Raw genomic sequence first — 17,466 nt, 5'->3', positions numbered from 1 at the left:
TGCCGTCGACCTGTGTTGAAGGCTCCAGTCCGTGCCTACGGGCAATGCGGTTCTCAAATACCATCGCGTGACCGAACCTCACCGCTCTACTACAGCTCGTTCGTCCTGCTCAATAGAGGTTCTAGTGGTTAGTGTTTACAAATAAACAAAACCGACAAACAACTAACGTGATTCGCAGTTTCCTTTAAAAACAATAAGTTAAACACGCAAGGTGAGACGAATTGTGTCGAAGGTGCTGTTAATTGAGAACCAAGGTGAGGCGTTTACCACGGCAAGGTGAAGCAAATTGATCAGCAAGGTGAGGCGATTTGGCGGGGAGGGTGAGACGAATTGTGACGACAGGCGGTGGAAAGGTGAGGGGTTCTGTGTCGACCACCCCGCAAGGTGAGGTGATCTGTGTTGACTTGGCACCTTCCCGTCGGTACCGTACCGCTCCAAGTATCTTTGACCACGAGCTAGGGGGGCCGTATGACGACAGCAGGGCAGGTAGCCACATCGCGGCAACTGGCCTTGGCTTTGTTCGACGACGCAACTGGTCAGGATCTGCCGGTCGACACAGCGCGGTCCGATATTGGCTTCGCGCGAAAGAACGTTCTCATCCGAATTATCGATTTAGGCGTCGCCGCTCGACGTCTGATCGATGCGGCGTATTTCATCGTTGCTCAGGACGAACAGATACGCAGTCTTTATGACGTAGAGCTGGACTACTTCAAGTGGCTCATGCGTTACTCGAGTCGTAACAACGCACATCTCGAGCAAGTCATCACAGAAGCCCAACGGGCATTGATTCAGGCGACCACCGCGCCGGACGCCGATGGCGAAAAACCCTTTGGGTCAGTGCAACTGATTGGACGCATTTCCTACTCAGGTGGCCGCTTCCAGTTTCGAGTGCCCCCGGATCTCGTAGACATCATACGTGGTCCCGGCAAGTCGCATTGGCTGAGCCTGCGTATTACGTCACTCTTCACGCTCAGCTACGCACGGGTCATGTACGACCACTTGCTTCCCTACGCGGATGACGGAGAAACGGATTGGTTCACGCTCGATGAATTGCGTTTGTGGCAAGGCGCAATGGGTGCCAAGGCAAACGAGTTCAAGTATTTCAAACGAGACTGGCTAGTACCCGCTATCGAACAGATCAACGAGGTCTCCGACCTGAGGCTTTCGTACGAGACTCGCAACGAGCAGGGGTCTCGGAAAATCGGTCGCCTGAAGTTTCGCATCGAGCGCAAAGAGATGGCTGAGCGCATCCTTCACACTCACGAGCAGGCGCAAGCGATTTATCAAACGTTGAAGCAGGAGTTCGGGCTGTCCAGCGCTCAGCTCAACCAGATCGCGGCATCGCGCGACACTTACAACGATGAGCGACTGGAACAGGCAATCGAGCGTACGCGTTTCAGCTTGAAACTGGGTAAGGTGTCGAAGAGTCCAGCAGGATTCTTCATGAAGGCATTGAAGGAGGGGTGGATCATCTCCGACGCTGAGCGTCAAATGATTGAGATTCAGGAGACGTTGGCTCTGACAGAACAGCGCGAAGTCGAAGTGAAAGAACAGGCTATAAGTCGGGCGGCATTGCGGGTCGCGGCGCAGGATGTACATGCTCAGGACCGCAGAGTCGAAGAAGTCCAGCGCGGATGGGAAGCTTATGAAGCCGCGACACTTCGACAGCGAGAGGACTGGCGACGGACCTATAAGGTCACTCCCGCAGGCAAACTCACGTTGCGTCGGCTGGGAATCGATCCAACGAGCGATTTGACTGAACCCACTATCCAGAAGTACCCCGACCTAAAAGACGGATTCGCGGGCTATGTATTTAACAGGTCGAGGTCTGGCAAGTCTCGCTAGCCTTAGTTTGATGTTTGTATCGAATGTTGGCCGGAGAGAGCTCCGAGTTTCGGCTGGCGTCTTTCCTGTATCGAAATTTCCGGAGACGCATTCTGCCCTAGCGACAATAACGATACGGCTCAACGCGCGCGTCGTTCTCTACCGGAAGCTTCTCAGATCAGTAGCAACACCCCATTCAAAACAGTGTTGATTGTCCTCTCAAGACGCGGAAGATCTGAGGACATGCGGCTCAACTGCGGCGAGTACAGCCTGATGTAACCTTCATCGTTATGGCGTGCGAGCCTCACGACTTGTTTTCGGATCGGCGCCAAAAACTCAGAAGCCAAGCCCGCGAATATCTCGTGCACCTTGAGATCGGAACGGGCACCAAGGCTCACCGCGCGAGCTATCAAAAGCATGCGCCCGCTCTCCTTTTTAATCTTCGCGAGTCTCTCAACGGTTTCAAAGGAAATGCGATGTACGCCGCCAAAAGTATGGACAACTTCGTCTGGAACTTTTGCTGCGCGCAGCAACCGGGTGACGTGCGGTTTCGAAATGGCCACGGCTGAAGCCATTTCAGTTTGCGATTGCCAGATTTGCCGAATGAACTCTCCCATCGCTAAGCGTCTCGCGGCGCTGTAGCAGGGGTTTCGCGGGTCACAGACTTTGACTTGGCGCGTTGCCGCGACAGAGGTTTCGGTCTCGCCGCCACGCCCGTTCCAAGCGTGTGCGCATCGATCAGGACGACCGATGCTGCGTTCTGGTCGCGTGGCGCTGTGTGTCCGCAATGCGCGCACACATGCGTGCGCTGCGCGGCGTCTTGGGCGCGATCTCCCAACACGCCGCGCAGCGCTGCGACGGTCGTAACTGGCGTGTGTTCGCCACATGCAATCGCGTACCAGCTTCTACCGCTTTGTACGCGAGCATCTGATGGGCAATGCCCAATCCAGCCGACAGAATCTCACGATTCAGCCCGACCTTCTGTTTGACCATCCGACCGGGTTTGTCCTGCGTGCCTTTGGCCGAACGGCTCATGTTCTGTATGCGCAGTTCCTCGGTCGCGAGCACCGCGCATGCCTTGACCATGCGCGTGGTTTCCTTGTGCAGGAAATCGAGGCGGAGATTGCCGATCCGCTCATGCACCTTCGTCACCAGAGCGCCGAGCCTCCTGTACCGGATGGAGCCACGCTTCTTGCGTGCCTGTTGACGCTGAAGATCGGCTATGCGCGGCATCTCGTTGCGCATGAACCGCGGGTTGCCGATCGTCTCGCCGTCATCGAAGGTCGCCCAATCGTTGAGGCCGAAGTCCACGCCGCGGTGTGCGTCGCCGGTACGGGCACGTGTGCACGCATCTTCCGTTACCCGAAGCGTGACCGAGGCGAACCAATCGCCATTAGCGCGTGATCGTCAAGTCGTTGGGTTTGGCGCCGTCTACGAAACGATGCCGGCCGCGCGCGCGGATCGACATGGCGTCCTTGCCGCTGCCGATGCGCAGCGTGGCACCGCGGCCGCCGTGCTGCAAGAGCTTCCATCCAGCCGGATCGGGATAGCAGAAGCCTGAGAAGCGCTTGCTGCCCTTGAACCTGGGGAAGCCAGGCGTGTGGCCGGCCTTGACGCGCCGGAAGAACCCCTGAAACGCGAGGTCCAGCTTGCGCAGGGTCTGCTGCAACGCGTGCGAGCCGAGTTCGACGAACTCAGGGCGAGCCGCCTTAACCTCGGGTAGCGCGTTCTGCTGCTCGTAGTAGCCGACCGACTTGCCGCATTTGCGGTAAGCGTCAATGCGCTCCTCGAGCGCCGCGTTATACAGCTCACGGTGCAGGCGAATCCAGCCCGCGAGGCGTTTGGCCTCCCGAGCATTCGGATAAAGCTTGAAGGTGACTCTGCGGCGTTCCATGACTCAATCGTAACCGCGAATATGCGAAGTCAAGGAAGCTTAGGCATTACTAGGGCGATCAGAGGTCGCGTTTTGAAGAACAAGGCATGTTGATTTGATATCGCCGAAACTTCCGTCAGCCGGCTGACGCCAAAAGCTCTACATTTTCGTTTTAAATCAACGACGCGACTGGGCGATTCCATGTAACCCATGTAACAGCCAAGATCCTATTCGCATACGCTCTCAGTTGCCGCCTCGAAAGCTACCCCTAAATCGTCATCATTTCGCCTTAAGCCCGTCAGCCGGCTGACGCGATGCATCGCCGAGCCCCTCAGCCCAGAAAGCACCCAATAATCGCACCTCTTTTGCATGACTTGCTTCCCATACGGACTGATTCAATGGAGTCGGCCCAAATGGATCGACCGTCATGTCCTTTCTCCGCAGCAAAAAGCAGATAGCACTGTCTACCGCCCCTGGCGGCTACTCCGAAGATGATCCCGAGAAGATCATCTTCGACAATGGCTCGCGTCTGCGCGTTGAAGCGAACCACTGGAAGACGTTCTGCTTCATTCTCGTGTTCATTGCTGGCGGTGCAATCTACACCCGAAATCCTGCGCCGTCCGTCGTCAAGGCCTATGGTGTGTCGGGCGACGCGAACGGCCATGCAGTCGTGGCGCAACTGACGGCGTACAAGCCGGACGATCAGGCTATCCGCACCTCACTTCGTGAGACCGTCGAGCGATGGTTCACGATCGAGCCGGTGCTCACCGATGACATCCAGACTTCGCGCATGGCCCGCAACATCAACGGCGTGAAGGCCATGATGGTCGGCAATGCACGCAACCAGTTCGGCGACTGGATCAAGATCGATGCACCGTTCCAGCAGATCACGCTCAACCCGAAGCTGGTGCGTGAAGTGCGCGTGACCAACGTAGCGATGCTCGAAGACTCGACCGCGGTGGTGGAATTCACGACAAGCACGACGCAATCGCCGACCGACAAGCCGGCCGTGCAGAAGTACGCCCTGACGTTCCGCTACCAGATCATTCCGCCGACTTCAGAAGACGCGCTGGGCCTGAATCCTTTCGGCATCTTTTATCCGTTGTTCTCCATCCAGAAGACCCAATGATGATCGACTCCCGCACGCTCGCCTCGTGGGTCGCGGCTCTCGCCTGCGTCACGGTGGTTTGCTCGCCAGTGTTTGCAGCACGGAAGGGAAGCCCTGTGTCGTCCGCATCCTTCGATATCGCTACTGCGATGAGCGATCCGATGAGCCCGGTGAATCCCTATAACGCCGGTACTGATCCGATCACGATGCCCGGTGACGCCCGCATGGCGGTGTTTCCGTATAGCCGGGACCAGATCTACCGCATCATGACTGCGCCGCTCAAGACGACGACGATCGAGCTGGCGCGCGGAGAAGTGCTGGCGACTGAGCCCGCGCTTGGCGATTCGATCCAGTGGATCGTCGATACCGACGGGTCGAACCACGTCTTTATCAAGCCGGTCAAGCCGGGTCTGGTCAACACGCTGCACCTCACGACGAACCAGCGCGAGTACGACATGACACTCGTCTCGTCGCCGATGGGCGGCCTCTTCTATCAGACGGTGCGGTTTAACTATCCCGGTTCGCTGATGGCCAAGGTTCACGCGCGCGAGGACGGCAACGCTGAGACGGCGGACGCGGGGCAGGGTGGACCTAATGCGAACGATTCTGGCCCGCTCGGTGTATCGCCCGATAAGCTGAACTTCGACTACAAGGTATCCGGCTCAGCGCCGTTCCGTCCCGAGACCGTATTCGATGACGGCAAGTCGGTGTGGTTGCGTCTGCCTGCGAACGCGCCTTTCGCGGTGCCGATCGTCAAGGACCACGGCGATAACGTCAGCCCCAATTTCATCCGTCGTGGGCAGTACATCGTCGTGCAGGAATTGGCCAACGAGATCGTCCTGCGCGCTGCCGATGACCAGGTCACGATCCGGCGCGGTCGTCCCGGCGTCTTCGGATTCTGAGGGCACGCGCACATGACAGGGCTAAACGGACAGCCAACGGGCGCGCAGGCGCAGATCGTGAAGGGGAAGTCGCCACGCAATGCGCTGATCAGCGCGGGTGTAGTCGCTGCTGTCGTCATTGCCGCACTCGGCTTCTACTATCAGGTCAAGGAGAGCGCGAAGGCCGACGACGAAGCGAAACTGGCAAAAAAGGCCAAACAGGCGGAGGTGGTCGACAAGTCAACCAGCACCCAGGACGTCGACAAGATCATTGAGGACCAGCAATCGGCCGCACGACGGATTGCGGCCTCCGAGGCGCGAGCTGCCGCATTGCCGCGTGCTGCATCGGCCGCGGCGCCCAGCCTCGCGCCAGGTCTGACGGTGGACAACTTCGTCGCTGACCAGCGCACTCGCGAACTCAAGACACAGGCGGACAACGATGCGATCTACGCGTCGGCAATCTTCCGTCCCGGTGTCAAGGTCAAGGATTCCGGGTCCGTGCAGGCGACCTTGCCTCCGGGCATCCTCACGCCGCAGCAGATCGCCGCGCAGCAGGCGTCCGCCCAGCAGGCTGCCGCCGGTTCAGCCGGTGCACAGGTCGCCGCCGCGCTGGCGTCAGCGGGCATTGACGCGCCCGACGTTGCCGAAATCATGATCAACGATTTCAGCAACATCTGGATCGAGCGCCGCGGCACGATGGAGCGCCTTGACCTCACGCTTAACGAAGCGGTGCTTGACGGCGCGATCAGCGCGCTGGCGGCATCGGTCGACAAGTCGGCGGTCGCTGGTACCGCGCAGGGGATCATCAACGCGGGACACAAGAATCTGCGTATCGCATCGGTGATGCGGCCAACCGCGATCGACGGCAACGCGCTTTCGATCCGCAAGCATCGGGACAAGCACCTCTCGCTGCATGACTACGTGAACATGGGCGCGTTCTCTCTCGTGAACGCCCGCAAGGAAAAGGAACTCGATCTCTTCCCGCCGGACATCCAGGACGATGCCTTGCGCGAGGCCCTGAGCGCGATGGTTCGCGCACGCCGGAATGTCCTCGTCGCCGGCGGCACCTCGTCCGGCAAAACCACCTTGCTCAACGCGCTCAATGCCGAGATTCCTGAGGACGAACGCGTCATCACGGTCGAGGACACGATGGAACTGAAGCTGACCGCGCCCAATCGTGTGCGGCTGCTCTCAAACCCCGACAAGGGTGTCACGACCCAGCTGCTCGTCGCCCTGTGTCTGCGCTTCCGGCCCGACCGGATCATCGTCGGCGAAGTCCGAAGCGGTGAGGCCTACGACTTCATCCAGGCGCTGAGTACGGGTCACGACGGTGGCATGGGCTCGATCCACGCCAACGACGCGCGTGGCGGGCTGAGCCGCCTCGAAAGTCTCGCCATGCTCGGCGTGCCGCCGGGCAGCCGGTGGGAACTGGCAGATATGCGCAAGGCGGTGGCCGACTGCTTCCACTACGTCATTCATCTTCGCCGCACAGGCGAGCTGCGTCACGTTTCCGAAATCCTCGAAATCAAGGGTTTCAGGGACGGCGACTACGTTCTCAACCGCGTTTTCTAACCCATCGGAGTGCCGTTTATGAAGAAGTACCCGTCTGATTTTCTCGCTACCGCGCGCGAGCGCACGCGAGCGTTGAGCCGACTGATCTGGACGCGCTTCCTGACGCGTCGGGAGCTGCGTTCGACTCTGGTGGGCGCCTCGCTCGCCGCATTGGCGCCGTTCGCTTCGGCCACCGACCTGACCGACCTCGGTTCCGCGACGGACGTCATCTGTCTGATCTCGGCCTATATCAGCGGTCCCTGGCTGTACGGCATCGGCATCGTGCTGATCATCGTCGGCGCGGTCGCGATCGGCAACTCGGAAAGCACCATCGGCAAGATCATTTCGACGGTCTTCGTCGGCCTCGGGCTCGCCGCGTGCGCAATTCCGATCGTGAAGAACCATCTCCACGTCACCTACACCTGCACCTGAACTCACATGCGTCAGCCAACCCGCGTCAGCCGCTCTCTTTCGCTGCCTCGCCAGATGGGCGGGGCAGATCGCGGACTCGCGATCGCCAACGGCACGATGACCATGCTGCTCTGCTACACCAGCATGACGCCAACCTTCCTCGTCGTTGGGATCGCGGTGCACTGGCTGTTGCGCTGGAAAAGCTCGAAAGATCCGTGGTGGAAGCAGGTCATGCTCGTCTACAACCGCTACGCGGACGTGTATGAGCCCCTGCCGACTGCGAAGTTTTCGGCCCGATTCAAACGTCCCTATGGATTTGATCAGGACCTGCCATGCTGAAGAAGAGCCTGAAGCGCCGCTCGATCCAGGAAATCGCCCCGTGGGCGACGATGGTCACGCCCGAACTGATCCTCGACAAGGACGGGTCGCTCCTGACCGTCTATACGTTTGAAGGCGTGGACGCGGACAGCCCGAACGCCTCCGATATTTCGGCCGCGCGCGACAACCTGGATCATGCCTGCAAGAATTTCGACCACCGGATCACGGCGTGGTGGAAGCTCTCGCACCGGCGCGTCAAGGGAGACATCGGTGGGACATTCGATTCCTCGATGGACGCGCGTGTCGACGAAATCAACCGCGCTCATGTCGCGAGCGGCCGGTATTTCCGCAATACGCATTCGCTCGCACTCGCCTTCACGCCCGAGACCGGCGTCAACAAGATCTTCGAGAAGGTCGCGTATCACATGACGGTGGGCGGCAAATCGATGCCGCTCGCGATCTTCGAGACGATCAAGGACTCGGTGCTTGCGCGCAGTGCCTTCGCCTTTGATATCGAGCGGCTGACGTCTGACATCAAGCGGTTCGAAGGCGTGATCGATGCGTTCAAGGGTGGTGTCACGCGACTGAGGATGAAGCGCCTGCAGTTGCAGAACGCGCTCGCGTTCCTTCATCAGGCGGCCAATCCGTCGGTGCCGCCTCGGCGCGTGCGGTATCCCGTCACGATGCTCGATACGCACCTGACCGAGAGCGAAGTCACGATCGGTGCCGACACGCTGATGTTCGAATCGGCGCACGGCAAACGGTACGCGAAGATCATCGCGGTCAAGGAGTGGATGGGCTTTCAGGAAGCCGCACTGGACGTGCTCGCCGAAGTCGACGCCGAACTGGACGTGTGCGTCATGTTCCGCTTTCTGGACACAACGAAGGCGAGCGCGTACATCGAGAAAATCCGCAAGTTCTATAAGGTCGCGGCGTTCAACCCCTGGTCGATCCTCAAGGCCTACTTCTCGAAGGAGGAGCAGAAAAACGACGAAGGCCGCGAGCGTCTCGCTGATGAAGCGGAAAAGGCGCTGGCCAAACTGGTCGCGGACGGGCAGCAGTATGGCTTTGCGAACGTCTCGGTGATCGTCTATGGCGATACGGTCGACGAATGCGACGACGCAACGCGCGAGGTGATAGGCCGCATCGGCAACGCGGGATTCGGCGTGATCCTCGAGCGGGACAATTTGTTTGCCGCCTGGCAGACGACGCTGCCGGGCCGGTGGGACCAGCAGAGGCGATTGCAGTTTGTCGAAACGCCGGCCGTGTCCGATATCGCCCCGGTGCGCAGCGTATCGGAGGGCGACACGGTCAATGCGTGGCTCACGCAGCAGTCCGGTGAGAAGACCGGGCCGCTCACGATGCTGCCGACCCGTCACAAGACGCTGCAGCGCGTGAGTCTGCACCATCCGGGCGGCAAGTCGCACGCGCTCGTGATTGGCCCGATTGGCGCGGGCAAGTCGATCTTCCTGAATTTCCTGGTCTCCCAGACCGGGCGCCACAAGGCGCGGCGAATCCGGTTCGACAAGGACCGCTCGACCCGCATCCCGACCCTGCTCGCGGGCGGACGGTTCGTCGACGCGACGGGGCGCTTTGAGGCCGGAACCTCGGTCAATCCGCTTTCGCTGCTGCACGATTCAAAGCACTTCCCGTACGTCGCCGAATGGGTACAGATGGCGATCGAGGACGATGACTTCCGATGCTCGCCGCAACAGCAGCGCACGATTTTCGAGAAAGTCACGGTCCTGGGTACGGGCTACCCGCGAGACCTCTGGACACTGTCCAACCTGAACGCGCTTCTGCCGATCGAGCTGCGCGAGCGGCTCGCCGTCTGGACCCAGGGCGAAAAGAACGGCCGGTTTTTCGACCACATCGACGACGCCTTCTCGCTGTCCGACGACATCTCGATCGAAATGGGCGACCTGTTCCAGAACTATCCGGTGGCCGCGGCGCTGTTCATGGATTACGCGTTCTACCGTATCGCGCAATGGCTTGACGGCAAGCGCTACACAGTCATCGAAGTGGAGGAGGCGGGCTTCTTCTTCCAGTATCCGCGCTTCTACCAGCGGCTGGAAATCTGGGCAGTCACCATCCGCAAGCTGAATGCGACGCTACTGCTCGCGACGCAGTCGCTTTCCCAGGTGGCCCGCATCCCGAACTTTGAAATTCTCAAAGAGAACATTCCCAACATCTTCTATCTGCCCAACAAGGATGCAAAGAACAACCTGCATCTGTATCGCGACCTGTTCGGGCTGACGGAACATCAGATCGACATGCTGGCCAACGCCGTGCCGAACCGCGATTACCTGTGGGTGACGCCGGACCAGACCCGCATGCTGCAGGCGAGCTTCCCGAAGGAAACGCTAGCGGTGCTGCGCTCGGACGGCCGCGCGCAGGCGGTGCTCGACAGGCACTACACGTCCGGCGCACCGGACTGGCGCGAGGCCTATGTGCGCGAAATGCTGACTCTCGACTAGGAAACCCACGATGAAAATGATCCTTGGCCACCTGACGCTCGCCGCAGGCCTTATGCTCGGTATGTCGCACGCTGCCAACGCCGTGCTGCCCGTCATTGACGCGTCTAACCTCGCGCAGAACATCATCACTGCGGCGAAGGCCGTGAAGACCGAGATCTATCAGGACAGCAACATCGTCTACCAGTACCAGATGATGGCAAACCAGCTGCTGCAGGCGACGAACCTCGACCCGTCTGCCATGAAGGCGCAGTACGACCAGATCACCGGCGACATCAGCAAGTTCACGCAGCTCAAAAGCACCCTGACTGACATGTACGGTGACCTCAACGAGGGCAGTCAGTGGATCAATCACGTCCAGACACTGATTTCCCGCTCGGGCAAGTCGAATTCGCAGTGGTTCGCCGACATGGCAACGCTCTACAACCAGCGTGATAACGAGGCCACGCGCCTCTTTCAGACAGGCAATGACGTCATGGTGCACGCCCAGACGCTGGCCAAACGCCGCCAGGAACTGCAGTCGCAGATGTCGCTCACGCCGACGCAACAGGCAACCGCTGAGATGACGACGCATTATCTGGACATCGTATCGAGCCAGATGAGTGACCTGATCCAGATGACGGCCGGCAAACAGCAGCAGGATGCACAGAAGCAGTCGATTGCCAACGAGGACGACAAGAACCGCTCAGCCGCCGCGAAAAGCTTCCTGGATCAACAGGACGCAGAACGCGCGTCCTATGGCTTCTGATGCGGGCAGGGCTGAACATGCTTCGCTATCTGAACCGGCTTTTTCTGACGGTGCTGGTGCCGCTGTGTGTGTTCGCGTGGCCAGGGTTTGCGATCGCAGACGAACCTACGACCCTGCCGGACGGCACCGTGGTGCCCGCTTCCAACACGCCCAGTCCGTCGAGCTCGGGTGCCACGGCTGCGTCGCTGGTCAAGCCGGGAGAACTTGGGCAGGCCAATGCGAATGCGATGGCGAAGCTCAACGCGATGTTTGCCTCGGTGGTCAGTGCCGCCGCTGATGCAAGCCAGAGCATCAGCCAGGAATCGGACAAGTTCGCCAGTGGCCTTGCGGTTATCACGATCGTGCTGGCCGCGGTCCGCTTCGCCGCAACAAAAGACCCGGTCATGGCATGGATCGCGCTTTTCGAGGAGCTCGGGATGCTCGGCATTTTTGCATCCTTCTACGTCGGCTACGCGACCTGGGTTCCGTCCTTCTACAAGTGGTTCCAGACACTGTCGTCAGAGATTGCCGGCGGCACGAACATGGGCAGTTCGGTCAGCATCATCGGCAATGCCGCCAGCCAGCTTTTCGACGCGGTCATCAAGGCGTTCTCCGGTGCCTCATGGACCGAATACATCTCGGTGCTGATTGGCGTTATACCGCTGCTTCTTGCCTGGTTTGTCCTGTCGATCACGGCGGTCATCTTCGTGTTCTACATCAATGTGGGGCAGTTGCAGTTTGCGTGCGGCGCGGTCATGGGCCAGATCGCGTTTGCGCTCGGATTTTCGTCATTCACACGGAGCTACTTCAAGTCATGGCTCGACTTCATGATCACCGCGGGCATGTATATGGTCGTGGCCGCCATCATGATGAAGCTCGTCACGGGTACTCTCGTCAACGCAGTCAAGGACGCGGCCAGCGCGGGACTGACCACTTCACTGTCGGCCGGTTACGTCTTTGACCTCTCGCTTTTCGTGTTCCTGGTGTCGTTCGAGATTCCGAAGATCGCCGGCATGTTCGGGGGCGGCACGGGAGCAACCGGCGGGGCGCTGGCCAAACTGGCGAAGCCGCTGCTATGACCGCGCATACGCCTATGACCGAGGACGCGCTGCTCGGCGAGTATCAGCGTCGCGTGGACCTGATTGGGCAGTGTGCGAACGAAGCCACCCAGAGCGAGCTGGAGCGCAAGTGGCTCGCAGTGCTGCGCGCCTGCGCATCGTGGTTCTCGTCGTTGCCGTTGAGCCCGGATCTGTACCGCGAACCGGGCGGCGCCTTCCGCGCCACGATCGAGACCGCGTTCTACGCCATGCGGCTCGCTGGCGGCCAGAAGTTCGGCACCAATCTGCCTTCAGAAAAGCGCCGGCGCATCGAGCCGCAGTACAACTATGCGGTGTTTCTGGCCGCCGTGTGCTCGCGGCTTGATGAACCGTACCGGCATTTCGCCGTCGAGCGGGACAGCGACCGTGCGCTGTGGAATCCACCGGTTCACGGACAGTTCGGCCCGTGGCTGGCCGGATCGCCATATCGCCTCGCGCGGCGCGACACCCCGCTGCCGGTCGAGCGGATGCGTACCGGCATGCTGGCCCAGATGCTGGTGGGCTCCGGGCTGCTCGCCGGTCTCGACGCCGAGGTGCTCGCCGAACTCTTTGGCGCGATCAATCCGAACATGCGGCCGATCGAGGCCGAATCGCTGCTGCACAAGGTGGTCCGCCAGGGCGTGAGCACGGCCGACGAGTTTGACCGCAAGGCGCAGCGTGGTGTGTTCGCACCCGTGCAGTTTGCTGTGCCGTCGGCCGTACACGTCGCGGCCGAGCTGGAGCCAGTGTCATCGCCGGGAGCACCGGTACCAGGTGCGAGCGCGGCAGCACCACACAATCCGCCTCCAACGTCGGCTCCTCCAGTTCCAACAGCAACGCAGGCGGCGGCTGTTGTGACGGCGGCAGGCATGACCGTCGAACGATCGACGGGCGAGATTCTGCCCGCCACGCCTGCGGATACCCCGATCGTGCCGTCGCCGGCACCAGTGTCCGCCGCGGTCGATCCCACCGCCATGCGCCCACTAGCAACGACGGCGAGTCAACCGAAGCCGTCGAACGCGCCGACCTTCGACGAGGTTCTCAAAGGCGTCCCCGGCTCCGTGCGCGAATTTTTTCAGGCACTCGGTGAAGACGTCGCCAGTGGCAAGGCGGCAGTGCAGTGGACCGAAAAGGGGCTGGTCGTGCCCACGCGGCTGATTGGCAGCTACGGCATCGCCGCCAGCACCCTTGTTGAACACATGCGCAAGCGCAGCCTGATGGTCGCCGATGCGCCAACCGAAGTCACCCTCGCGCCGCGCGCGGGACAACTCATACTCGCGAGCCCAGCGTGACCAGCTACATCAACCATTTCAGGCCGATCTACGAAGTTCGCGCAGCGGTGTTCTGGCTGGCGGCGATCGTGCTGTTGCCCCTCTCGGGCATGCCCTATGGCTGGGCGTTCGCACTGGTCGCACTTGCGTTTCTGGCGCTGCGTTCCCTGCAGATCTGGCGCGCACTGACTTTCCGCATGGCTATCTCGACCAAATGGCTGACGACGCTCGAGGTGCCAAAGCTCCTTCAGATCCAGAAGCGGATGCGCACGGAAGCGAACTCGATGTATCTCGGCATCGGCTACGAGTGGACGCAGAAGCATTGCCAGATCGCACATGACATCCTGCGCATGCCGACGACCGATATTCCCGGTCTGCCGCGCTGGCTCAACAGGACGAAGACGGGCCGCAGGATCGAAGAGGCCATCGAGGGCATCTTCGCGCCGAAAGACAGCCTCCGCGATCGCATGCCGCAAGGTTCATCGTGGATTCACGGCATGGAGCCGAAAAAGGCGCTGGTGCCGTTTCACTACAAGGCGATGGGTGGTCACACCCTGGTTGGCGGCACGACGGGCGCCGGCAAGACCCGTACCTATGAGGTTATCTCCACCCAGGTCATTCACCTCGGCGACGTGCTCATCATCGTTGACCCGAAAAACGACGCGGAGTGGAAGCGGCGCGTCGAGAAGGAATGCCAGCGCGCCGGCCGCAAATTCCTGTACTTCAATCAGGCCAAGCCATCCGAGTCGATCCGGTTGAACCCGATCGAAAACTGGTCGCAGCCGTCGGAAATCCCGAGCCGCATCGCCCAGCTGATGGAGGAGGGGCCGTTCCGGGACTTCGCGTTCCTGTTCATCGACCGCGCCGTGAAGGGCGAGCTCTATATCGGCGACAAGCCGACCCTGCGCTCGATCCTCAAGTATGCGCAGTCGGGCATCACTTCTCTGCTCGAAAAGGCACTGAAGCGCTTCTTCGTTGAACGGGGGCTCACCGACTGGGAGCAACAGGTCGCCACCGAAACGACCCGGCAGGGTCAGCGTAACAATGCCGCCTCGCTCGTCGACGGGATGATCGGACTCTACAACGCACAGTTCGCGTCACAGGAACGTGGCAACGAAGCGATCGACGGCCTGATTGCCACGCACGTGCACGACCGTGAGCACTACATGCGCATCATCGCGTCGGCGCTACCGCTGCTGCAGATGCTCGCAACCGGGGAGACGGGCCTGATGCTCGCGCCCAAGGCGGACGACTTCGACGACGAGCGCGAGATCTGGGACATCGACAAGGTCATCAAGCAGAAGGCCGTCCTGTACATGGGCCTCGATTCGCTGTCGAACAACATCGTGCAGAAAGCGATCGCGTCGATGATCCTGTCCGACGTGGCCGCGGTGTGCGGCTCAATCTACAACTTCTACGATTCGCCGCCCGAAGTGGTGCTGATCATCGACGAGATTGCAGAAGCGATCAACGAACAGGTGATCCAGATTCTCAACAAGGGGCGCGGCGCTGGCTTCAAGGCGTTCGTCGCATTCCAGGCGCGAGCGGATCTGGAAGCGCGGCTCGGAAACGCCGCCAAAATGCTGCAGGTTTTGGGCAATCTGAACAACCAGATAATTCTAAGATTGGAAGACAGCGATACCGCGCAGTGGTTTTCCGACAAGGTCGGGGAGACCGCGATTCGCAACCTGACGCTCACAGGCAGTACGAGCACGGGCAGCGAAGCGCATATCGGTGAATTTACCGGGTCCGTTTCACGTTCGCTTCAACTGGAGAAGGTTCCGCTGATCCCAACCCGCCTGATTCACGGCCTGCCCAACCTGCAATACTTCATGCGCATTTCGGGTGCCGCCGTCTATCAGGGCCGTATTCCCATCCTTCAAGGCTGAAAACCTACGCATGTCTGCCGTATTCAAAAAAATCATCCGCGAACATAAGCTGTCCTCCCGTCTGATCCCCGTCTTTACGGTGGCGCCGGAACTTGAACTCGCCTGCGCCCGCGTGGCCGATTTCATCGGGGAGAAGTTCATGGGCGAGAGTGAGCCGCTCGTCAAGGAGATGCTGGACTGCGGGCTCGCCGCCTACAAGCGCACCCGCAAGACGGGCAACCCGCACATCGCATTCATGCAGGGGTTATTTTCCCGCGCGCACCTGCTGTATGCGCGCCGCTACGTGGCGATCGACGGCGATCGCTATCACGTCTGGCCGCCGATGTTCGAACCGGTGACCACGTTCGAGGCACGCTACGGCAAGCTTGAAACCGTCATGTTCGACGAGCGTTGCCCCGAATCGGTCACGCAGCGCTCGGCCGCCTTCCAGCTGGCCGCGCGCGCGCTGACGGGCGAAAACTTCCGGCTCTATTTCGAGGACTACGATGTCGCTCACGCCTTTTCTGATAGCGAAGCTATCGAGGGTTGAACCGGACGTCGTGCGCCGTGCGATGTCGACGGCCAGCGCGATCGACGAGATTGAAGGCGGGCGACCGGCCGAGTTCTCGCGCGGTCCGAACGCGATGGCGTTCGCACTGGCGCTCTTTGTTGCGCGGCGGCCTGTGCATTTCTATCTTGGCCTCGCGGGGCTCGTTGGATTTCCGGTCTACCTTCTGGTGCGGATCGGGTCGTTCCTGATCGGATGGATGCACATCCATGGCCAGTAGCCGGTTCGTCTCCCACGTCAAGTGGTGGTTCTTCTTCGTGCCGTTGCTTGCCGTGTTCATCATGCCCGCCATTCCTGAGCCGTCGCTGTTCTCGGTGCCGCCCGAGGAAGCGGAGTCGGTCGCAGCGATTCTCGGTGCGGAGAGGGCCGACGAAGTGGTCGAGAAGACCAACGAACGGTTCAAGGCGTGGTTCGTGCAAACCGGTCTGGTGCGCGCAACCATCGACGCGACGGGAGGCGGTGATATCGGCGATGGGGGAGTGTCCGAGTTCGCCCACATCTGGATCCACAACTTCTGGCGCGAGCTGTACCGGGTCGTGTACCGCGCGAGCGTCATGAGGCTCTGGATTTTCGGCACGCTGATCTTCTGCGTCGCGGCATTCTTCGACGGCGCGATGCGTCGCAAGATCAAGGCATCAGCGGCGGGCTTCGCCAGTCCACTGTCGTTTCACCTGGCGGGCCACGGCATCCTGCTGGTGTTCGGTGTTGCCTTTGCGGTCCTCGTCGCCCCGATCCCGGTGCTCGCGCCGTGCTGGATCGCTATCGCCGCGGTTCTCGGTGCGCTTCTGTGGCACGCGGCGTCGTCCTACCAGTGATCGGCTAGCCCGAAAGCTATATGGAAAACCGCATCATTTCAGGTTAAGGCCGTCAGCCGGCTGACGGCACCCTGATTGTCCGTTTCATCTGGAGGGGCAGAGATTTTTCAGTGCCCCATACAGCCACGGTTCCTTGACCCGACCCCAGCTAGCCCCGTCAAACCGCTGTCTGGCTACCACGTCGCCCGATTCATCGAGCAACGTCGTTTCCGTGCGAATGACTGTCAGACGCTCGCAATTCACGATCTGTTGAGAGATCGCCTGACTGAAGAAGACCTGTTGCTGATATGTCGGCGGTAGCCGGGTGTTGACCCGGTTAGGAAAGGTTTCCTTCTCCAGGAAGCTTGTCAGCCCGTCCTCATGACGTATTGAATCGAAATCAATGTAGACGCGATGAGGCCTGTCGATCTGCTGAACCCAGTTCTCAGCATGGGCGGCGCCGGCACTGAAAAGCAGGCACAAACTAACGACTGTTCTTTTCATCATCTCGCTCTTTCCCCGTCCTCAAATTCCCCAGGTCAAAACACGTCATAGTTTACCCGACGGTGGATTGACGTTGAAATCGCTGGCGCTTTAGGCGCTCCCAGCCGGTTCCCGAGACCAGCGGGATTGACTGGGCTCGCGGCTGCGAGCATGGACGGGTGAGTGGCACTCTGCCCGGGTACGATCATCAACTGGTCGGAAAGATGCTTCAAATCACA

18 protein-coding genes and 1 pseudogene are annotated in these 17,466 nt (G+C 60.4%); 14 read left to right on the top strand and 5 right to left on the bottom strand.

What is annotated here, in order from left to right; genetic code table 11:
* Positions 1-468: 468 nt before the first annotated feature.
* Positions 469-1,845: a replication initiation protein gene (locus tag EVC45_RS27050; RefSeq protein ID WP_129961273.1), complete on the top strand. Its 1,377-nt coding sequence runs from the start codon at positions 469-471 to the stop codon at positions 1,843-1,845.
* Positions 1,846-1,997: 152 nt separating this feature from the next.
* Here EVC45_RS27050 and EVC45_RS46925 read toward each other — a convergent pair whose 3' ends face one another.
* The 4 genes and pseudogenes from EVC45_RS46925 to EVC45_RS45760 all read right to left on the bottom strand — a co-directional run bounded on the left by EVC45_RS46925 (position 1,998) and on the right by EVC45_RS45760 (position 4,126).
* Positions 1,998-2,441, bottom strand: a complete 444-nt coding sequence (locus EVC45_RS46925) for a hypothetical protein (protein ID WP_248295270.1) — start codon at positions 2,439-2,441, stop codon at positions 1,998-2,000.
* A 121-nt stretch (positions 2,442-2,562) separates the two neighbouring features.
* Positions 2,563-3,165, bottom strand: a pseudogene (locus tag EVC45_RS46920) (RNA-guided endonuclease InsQ/TnpB family protein); the annotation flags it as partial.
* A gap of 52 nt (positions 3,166-3,217) precedes the next feature.
* Entirely contained in the window at positions 3,218-3,718 is a 501-nt protein-coding gene (locus EVC45_RS46915) for a helix-turn-helix domain-containing protein (protein ID WP_248295269.1), read from the bottom strand.
* 258 nt (positions 3,719-3,976) lie between these two features.
* Positions 3,977-4,126, bottom strand: coding sequence for a hypothetical protein (locus tag EVC45_RS45760; RefSeq protein WP_168991543.1), 150 nt, complete (start codon positions 4,124-4,126; stop codon positions 3,977-3,979).
* On the opposite strand from EVC45_RS45760, the gene EVC45_RS27035 reads away from it, so the two are divergent.
* The 13 genes from EVC45_RS27035 (at position 4,125) to EVC45_RS26975 (ending at position 16,765) form a co-directional block, all read left to right on the top strand.
* Entirely contained in the window at positions 4,125-4,826 is a 702-nt protein-coding gene (locus EVC45_RS27035; protein ID WP_129961272.1) for a type IV secretion system protein, read from the top strand. The genes EVC45_RS45760 and EVC45_RS27035 overlap by 2 nt on opposite strands.
* Positions 4,823-5,707: a TrbG/VirB9 family P-type conjugative transfer protein gene (locus tag EVC45_RS27030; protein ID WP_129961271.1), complete on the top strand. Its 885-nt coding sequence runs from the start codon at positions 4,823-4,825 to the stop codon at positions 5,705-5,707. Before EVC45_RS27035 ends, EVC45_RS27030 begins: the two co-directional genes overlap by 4 nt.
* Before the next feature lie 588 nt (positions 5,708-6,295).
* Positions 6,296-7,258 carry a CpaF family protein gene (locus EVC45_RS46225; RefSeq protein WP_373683071.1) on the top strand — a complete coding sequence of 321 codons (963 nt, stop codon included), beginning with the start codon at positions 6,296-6,298 and terminating at the stop codon, positions 7,256-7,258.
* 18 nt (positions 7,259-7,276) lie between these two features.
* Positions 7,277-7,669: a conjugal transfer protein TrbC gene (locus EVC45_RS27020; protein ID WP_129961269.1), complete on the top strand. Its 393-nt coding sequence runs from the start codon at positions 7,277-7,279 to the stop codon at positions 7,667-7,669.
* A 54-nt stretch (positions 7,670-7,723) separates the two neighbouring features.
* Positions 7,724-7,987 carry a conjugal transfer protein gene (locus EVC45_RS27015; RefSeq protein WP_035490446.1) on the top strand — a complete coding sequence of 88 codons (264 nt, stop codon included), beginning with the start codon at positions 7,724-7,726 and terminating at the stop codon, positions 7,985-7,987.
* Positions 7,981-10,443, top strand: coding sequence for a VirB4 family type IV secretion system protein (locus EVC45_RS27010; RefSeq protein ID WP_129961267.1), 2,463 nt, complete (start codon positions 7,981-7,983; stop codon positions 10,441-10,443). The genes EVC45_RS27015 and EVC45_RS27010 overlap by 7 nt, the downstream gene beginning before the upstream one ends.
* 10 nt (positions 10,444-10,453) lie before the next feature.
* Positions 10,454-11,188, top strand: coding sequence for a type VI secretion protein (locus tag EVC45_RS27005; protein WP_129961266.1), 735 nt, complete (start codon positions 10,454-10,456; stop codon positions 11,186-11,188).
* Positions 11,189-11,205: 17 nt separating this feature from the next.
* Positions 11,206-12,246, top strand: coding sequence for a type IV secretion system protein (locus EVC45_RS27000; protein ID WP_248295268.1), 1,041 nt, complete (start codon positions 11,206-11,208; stop codon positions 12,244-12,246).
* Positions 12,243-13,535 carry a TraI domain-containing protein gene (locus EVC45_RS26995; RefSeq protein WP_129961264.1) on the top strand — a complete coding sequence of 431 codons (1,293 nt, stop codon included), beginning with the start codon at positions 12,243-12,245 and terminating at the stop codon, positions 13,533-13,535. The genes EVC45_RS27000 and EVC45_RS26995 overlap by 4 nt, the downstream gene beginning before the upstream one ends.
* Positions 13,532-15,403 (top strand): conjugative transfer system coupling protein TraD, encoded by a 1,872-nt coding sequence (traD, locus tag EVC45_RS26990; protein ID WP_129961263.1) that lies wholly within the window; start codon positions 13,532-13,534, stop codon positions 15,401-15,403. The genes EVC45_RS26995 and traD overlap by 4 nt, the downstream gene beginning before the upstream one ends.
* 10 nt (positions 15,404-15,413) lie before the next feature.
* A complete protein-coding gene (locus tag EVC45_RS26985) occupies positions 15,414-15,932 on the top strand; it encodes a hypothetical protein (protein ID WP_129961262.1) in 519 nt (172 codons plus the stop codon).
* Positions 15,889-16,170: a hypothetical protein gene (locus EVC45_RS26980; RefSeq protein ID WP_129961261.1), complete on the top strand. Its 282-nt coding sequence runs from the start codon at positions 15,889-15,891 to the stop codon at positions 16,168-16,170. The genes EVC45_RS26985 and EVC45_RS26980 overlap by 44 nt, the downstream gene beginning before the upstream one ends.
* On the top strand, positions 16,160-16,765 hold the full coding sequence (locus EVC45_RS26975) for a DUF4400 domain-containing protein (RefSeq protein ID WP_129961260.1): 606 nt from the start codon (positions 16,160-16,162) through the stop codon (positions 16,763-16,765). The genes EVC45_RS26980 and EVC45_RS26975 overlap by 11 nt, the downstream gene beginning before the upstream one ends.
* A gap of 84 nt (positions 16,766-16,849) precedes the next feature.
* Here the strand turns inward: EVC45_RS26975 and EVC45_RS26970 are convergent, their stop codons facing one another.
* Positions 16,850-17,251, bottom strand: a complete 402-nt coding sequence (locus tag EVC45_RS26970; RefSeq protein ID WP_129961259.1) for a hypothetical protein — start codon at positions 17,249-17,251, stop codon at positions 16,850-16,852.
* Between the last annotated feature and the right edge of the window lie 215 nt (positions 17,252-17,466).

Origin of the sequence: Paraburkholderia sp. UYCP14C (assembly GCF_004197395.1) — a bacterium.
GTDB lineage: Bacteria > Pseudomonadota > Gammaproteobacteria > Burkholderiales > Burkholderiaceae > Paraburkholderia.
Note: the sequence above shows the minus strand (reverse complement) of the source record. Positions and strands in the feature narration are given on the sequence as shown.